Source organism: Methanobacterium sp., assembly GCA_030017655.1.
Taxonomy (GTDB): Archaea; Methanobacteriota; Methanobacteria; order Methanobacteriales; family Methanobacteriaceae; genus Methanobacterium_D.
Genome location: JASEIM010000034.1, coordinates 1 through 4,996 on the forward strand (window position 1 = coordinate 1; position 4,996 = coordinate 4,996).

Annotated in this window: 7 protein-coding genes; 3 read left to right on the plus strand and 4 right to left on the minus strand. The window is 33.5% G+C overall.

Translation table 11 applies throughout. From position 1 onward, the window contains the following. A partial coding sequence (locus QMD61_10680; protein ID MDI6725098.1) for a phenylalanine--tRNA ligase subunit beta occupies positions 1 to 503 on the plus strand: 503 nt, incomplete at its 5' end. An 18-nt stretch (positions 504 to 521) separates the two neighbouring features. Here QMD61_10680 and QMD61_10685 read toward each other — a convergent pair. Beyond that, positions 522 to 932 (minus strand): secondary thiamine-phosphate synthase enzyme YjbQ, encoded by a 411-nt coding sequence (locus tag QMD61_10685; protein ID MDI6725099.1) that lies wholly within the window; start codon positions 930 to 932, stop codon positions 522 to 524. A 99-nt stretch (positions 933 to 1,031) separates the two neighbouring features. Here QMD61_10685 and QMD61_10690 point away from each other — a divergent pair, with 99 nt between their 5' ends. Both QMD61_10690 and QMD61_10695 read left to right on the plus strand, forming a co-directional pair. Continuing rightward, complete coding sequence (locus QMD61_10690) at positions 1,032 to 1,388, plus strand: hypothetical protein (GenBank protein MDI6725100.1); 357 nt, start codon at positions 1,032 to 1,034, stop codon at positions 1,386 to 1,388. 48 nt (positions 1,389 to 1,436) lie between these two features. Then, positions 1,437 to 2,225: a succinylglutamate desuccinylase/aspartoacylase family protein gene (locus QMD61_10695; protein ID MDI6725101.1), complete on the plus strand. Its 789-nt coding sequence runs from the start codon at positions 1,437 to 1,439 to the stop codon at positions 2,223 to 2,225. On the opposite strand, the gene QMD61_10700 is transcribed toward QMD61_10695, so the two are convergent. The 3 genes from QMD61_10700 to QMD61_10710 all read right to left on the minus strand — a co-directional run. After that, complete coding sequence (locus tag QMD61_10700; protein MDI6725102.1) at positions 2,226 to 3,911, minus strand: cell wall-binding repeat-containing protein; 1,686 nt, start codon at positions 3,909 to 3,911, stop codon at positions 2,226 to 2,228. A gap of 119 nt (positions 3,912 to 4,030) precedes the next feature. Next, positions 4,031 to 4,495: an aspartate carbamoyltransferase regulatory subunit gene (gene pyrI, locus QMD61_10705; GenBank protein ID MDI6725103.1), complete on the minus strand. Its 465-nt coding sequence runs from the start codon at positions 4,493 to 4,495 to the stop codon at positions 4,031 to 4,033. Between the two features lie 178 nt (positions 4,496 to 4,673). Continuing rightward, on the minus strand, positions 4,674 to 4,996 hold a 323-nt coding region (locus QMD61_10710), incomplete at its 5' end, for a hypothetical protein (GenBank protein ID MDI6725104.1).

The following is a 4,996-nucleotide window of genomic DNA, read 5'->3' on the forward strand; positions in this document are numbered from 1 at the left end:
CCAATGAAAAGCAGCATTATGAAAATATGAAACTGGAAGAAGATAAAAGAGTTACTGTAGCTCAACCAATATCAGTTGATAGAACTATGCTTAGAAAAAGCCTTATTCAGGGTTTAATGGAATTTTTAGAAGATAATAAGCATGAAGAGCTGCCGCAAAAGATCTTTGAAGTGGGTGATGTTGTATATCTTGATGAAACCTGCGAAACATGTACCCGTGACATTAAAAAATTAGCTGGAGCTGTAACCCACTCAAGCGCTAATTTTACAGAAATAAAGTCAATTATGGATGCTTTATTCGTTAATCTTGGCCTTACAATGGATATTGGACCATATAACCATCCTTCATTTATTAAAGGAAGATGTGCAAAGGTTAAAGGATTAAATAGCTGGAAATCTGACAATTTATTTATAACAGGATTCTTTGGAGAGGTCAATCCTGAAGTAATCACTAATTTTAACTTGGAATATCCAGTTATTGCATTTGAAATTGAATTTAATTAAAAAATACTTTTTTTTATTTTATTTTCCAATTATTGTAACTGCAAAGGTGCGGGTTCTTGGACCATCCAGTTCAACAAAAAATAGTCTCTGCCAAGTTCCTAAATCTAGAGAACCTTCTTTTATTGGAATCGTTTCACTGCTGCCAATGAAAAATGCCCTTATATGTGAATCTGCATTGTTATCTATTAAGTCATGACCGTAATTGTTATTTTCTGGAATTAATGTCTCAAGAGTATTTTCAAAATCTTTGATCAATCTTGATTCATTTTCGTTTATTACAACTCCTGCAGTCGAATGCCTTGCAAATACATTAACTATGCCTTCATTAATCTGATACTTCTTCAACAAATCATTAAGATCATTTGTCATGTCTATTATTTCCATTCTTTTAGTGGATCTTTTAGTAAATCCATCTTTAATTATGTCCATCTTAACACCATTTTATTTATAAAATTAATATATTGATTTTAAAATATAGTAATATTTATTATCAAATTAAATAATATTATTACTAAAGGGGTGATTGATATGCCCAGAAAAGGTTCTGATAAGTATCCTAAAATAGAAATGGTACCATTACCTGAAAATTTACATGTTCCAGAAGATATACCTGCATCTAAAATACGTATTCCTGAAACATACCAGAAAGGAAGTATTCAATATGAAAATAATGATGAACAAGCAGTAGATGAAAATGAAGCTACACATATAAGACTTACAGCTAAAGATAAAAGATCTGAAATTGTTATTGGGCCAGTGACACCAAGAGGAATGATTAAGTTATTGGTATATCTGGATGAAAATAAGCATCCAGTACCAAAGAATAAGGCATCGCTTAGCCGGGAAATTATCCTAAATGAAGATTACAAGGCCATAAAATACTGAAATATTATGGGAATCGATGGTTAATTAATCTAACAGTTTATGAGTAAAATGTATGAGAAACATATCGTTGAAAAAGCCCTCTTAGCTCCTTCTGCCTACAAACTACAAATAGAGACAATTAATCATTTTGCAAGAGGAGACATTACAAATAATAGGTTAATTATGGATCACCTTCCTGAAACTCCTCTGACCAATCAGGTTCTCCTTGCAGCAAAAAAGGGCACCCCTATAGTGATATTTGGAAAAAAAGATTATCCAGGGATCATGATTTTATCCGGTGTTCATGGTAATGAGTTACCTGCCCAAATAGCAGCAGTGAACCTTATAAATAAGCTTGCTGCAGTAAAAACAAACATAACAATCTATGTAGTACCATTTGCGATACCCCGTTCAACAGAATATTGTCTTAGATCGTGGAAAGGCCAAGATCCTAATAGAACAGCAGAAATTTTTGGAACACCGACAAATAACATCTTAAGTTATGCTAAAAGAAATAATATAAAATATTTGGGAGATTTTCACTCCACAAGACCTGGAGGATATCCTGGTAGATTGAGTGTCCTCTGTTCTGAGATGCCCTGTCTTTTAAGCTTCCAGATGGCAGATTTCATTGAAAAAGAAACTAAATCCACACTTTTATCATTTACTAAGGCCGGATCAATATATCCTGGAGCTCTGGAGGATGTTTTCAATTTAGCCGGAATTCCAGCAGTAACTGGTGAGGCAATGTCTCCCCATGGAACTGTTATTCCTGGTAGTGTTGAAGCCTCACTAGAACAGATGGAAGCATTTTTAAAATTCCACAAAGCTTATAATGTTTCGCCACAAATTACATGATCAGACTATTAACTGATAAAAAGAACTTCTAATAAACTTGTATATAATTTCAAAAGGTTCATATGCGGCATTCATATATACATACCTGGAGAATTGCATATTTTCCTTGCTTGTGTGTTTCTCTGTGGTTATTGCAAAAAGATATTCTATATCTCCATTATTAAGCTTTTTTCCATTAACATTTACTGAATCAGGGACTGTTTTATTTATTTTCATATATTCATATGTTTTTTTACCGAATTCCCTGTATTCGTCTCTTGTTATAACTCCAAAATACTTACTTTCCTCAATTTCACTTTCATCATATTTATTTGATGTATTTCTTACAGGTAAACCCCCAACATACTGAGAAGTAAGATATAGCCACATTGAAGTACCCATTTTAGGTTCACTATCATTCAATATTTCTTGAGACCCATATGCAATAAATTTAGGGTTTATATCATGTTTTGCCACTGACTCAGAATTATAATTAGGATTAACCTGAGCTTTATTATATGAATAAGCTGCATCAATCAATCCAGCAGCTATTTTATTAATTTCTTCCTCCTGGGAGTTGGTTCCTATATTTGGCTGGATCATTTTAATCCCAGCATCATTTAGAAAAGAGGAAGGATGATACAATCCTGCAAAATATGCATTTGAATAATTATCATCCCATGCTCTTGATAAAAAACTTGTATTTTCTAAATTTAGCCTTCCATAATTAATATACACAATTCCGTCCAGTTTCTGGGCATCTTTTTTAAGATAACCTTTTTTAACTCCAACCACCATATCGGCCATAGATCCCGGATCTGCTGCAGCAATATATGCTGCAATTCCTCGCGGAGCATTTTGCACTGTTCGTGGGGCTTCACCTGGTTTTGGAGATTCATTATCTATTTGCACCTCTGCTGAACCAGATATAACCTCCTTAACCTTTTGAAGCAGTTTTTTATCTGCATCCTCTGAAACCATATTATCACATGCAATATAAATTACAGGAAGATCTTTATTTGCATATCTATTCATAACAATGCTGGTTGTGACATCATTTGACGACCAGAGGGTGGTTTTTTCATCTACTGTAACTTTATCACCAATATCAAAGTTTGCATCTTTCCATAGGGTCATTGCAACGGGCATTAAACTTTCAGGGGCTTTTATTTTCTGATTATTACCTCCCACATCTTCTATAGTATCTTTATCACTTCCTTTCCAGTATCTTTGAGCATTAGGATATCTATTTAGAACGGAATCAGGAATTGATGATGGAGATGCGCAAATTATTATCTTTTTGGGCTTAAGTCTCTGTATTTCTTTATTAATCTCATCAGGAATTCTATTATCAATTACTAAAAGCGGAGCATTATTTTTTATCGCGACTAAAGCCGCGGATGTATCTTTTCCAGTTCCTAAGACCACTATATCGCTGTTTGTCCAGAATTTCGAAAGATTTGATGAATCTGCCGAAATACTCTGCCCGTTTAATGATATATCCCCTACAACAATGGCTTCCTTGCCGTTTAAATAATTCATAACTGCCTGACTTGGACTTTTGTCACTGAAAATAAGTTCACCATTAGTGTATGAAGCCGCTGGAGCAGTTATTATCCCATTTGACAGTTCACTAACAAATATCTTGGCTGATACTGGGTTAAGGAGAATAAGAAGAGTTATGAATAATAATGGGGTTTTTTTCAATGATAATACCTCAACATCTTGATACTGTTTCCACCGAATACAAGTTTTCGGGGCTGTTAAAACGTAAAACTTTTTTGCGATTACATAAGTTGGAAATCAGAAAATTTTCCTAAAATAGATTAAAATTGTGACTCAATTTCACTTTCTTCCATAATTCTTTCACAGTAATAGCACCTTAAAAATACAGGTTCCTTTTCTATTACATAGAATTTAGTAATCATTGGTTCATTGGTATTGGTTATGCAATTGGGGTTAGGACATTTAAGAATAGCACTTACTTCATCTGAAAGATGCACCTTACCCTTTTCTACAATTTCATAATCTCGAATTATATTTATTGTAGCATTTGGAGCTATTAAAGCAATTTTATCCACTTCATTAGGGGCTAATTCGCGCCCTTCAATTTTTACAATGTCTTTACTTTCCATTTCAGGAGACTGGACATTCATTGCAATGGTTACAGTGTTTTTTTCATTTGGTAATCCGAGGATTTTTAGAACACTTAAAGCTTTATTTGCAGTTATGTGATCTATCACTGTTCCATTCCTTATCGGTTTTACTTTAAGTTCTTTTGGTGGCTTCATACTATACCCATATGATTTTTACTGTTCATTTGTGATTTAGTGAAAATAGTATTTCAATTTTTTTATTTATCACCTTAATTAATGTGTTAAGGAAGGAATTACATATTTACCAAAATTTTCAATAAAATTACTTTGATTGGTATTTACATTATGAATATAAACATGTTCAAATCCCTGTTTAATGTCCTTTTCCAGCCATAATATGGTCCTCTATTTCAGAAGAGATTCTCACCTTTTTATGTATATCTTGACGTTTGATGAATTCTGATGCATCATCAAACTTTTCCGGTGTTTTTAATTCGGTTTGAACTGTATTTTTAAACATATTGATTTTCCACTGCGCCCATGCCCCTTCTAATGCCTTTTCAGGAGTATTATCGTAGGAAATCTGTACTTTAAGGTACATTGGTTTTCCTTTTCCCCCTCCACGGTAGAATGCGCCAACCACTTCTTTCAGCTCTTTTTCAGGTTTTGAAGTTGTAATAAGACCATCAGCCCAAA

Coding starts and splice junctions, on each gene's coding strand:
- QMD61_10695 (MDI6725101.1), top strand. CDS start 1,437: ATGTATGAGAAACATATCGTTGAAAAAGCCCTCTTAGCTCCTTCTGCC.
- QMD61_10685 (MDI6725099.1), bottom strand. CDS start 932: ATGGACATAATTAAAGATGGATTTACTAAAAGATCCACTAAAAGAATG.
- pyrI (MDI6725103.1), bottom strand. CDS start 4,495: ATGAAGCCACCAAAAGAACTTAAAGTAAAACCGATAAGGAATGGAACA.
- QMD61_10690 (MDI6725100.1), top strand. CDS start 1,032: ATGCCCAGAAAAGGTTCTGATAAGTATCCTAAAATAGAAATGGTACCA.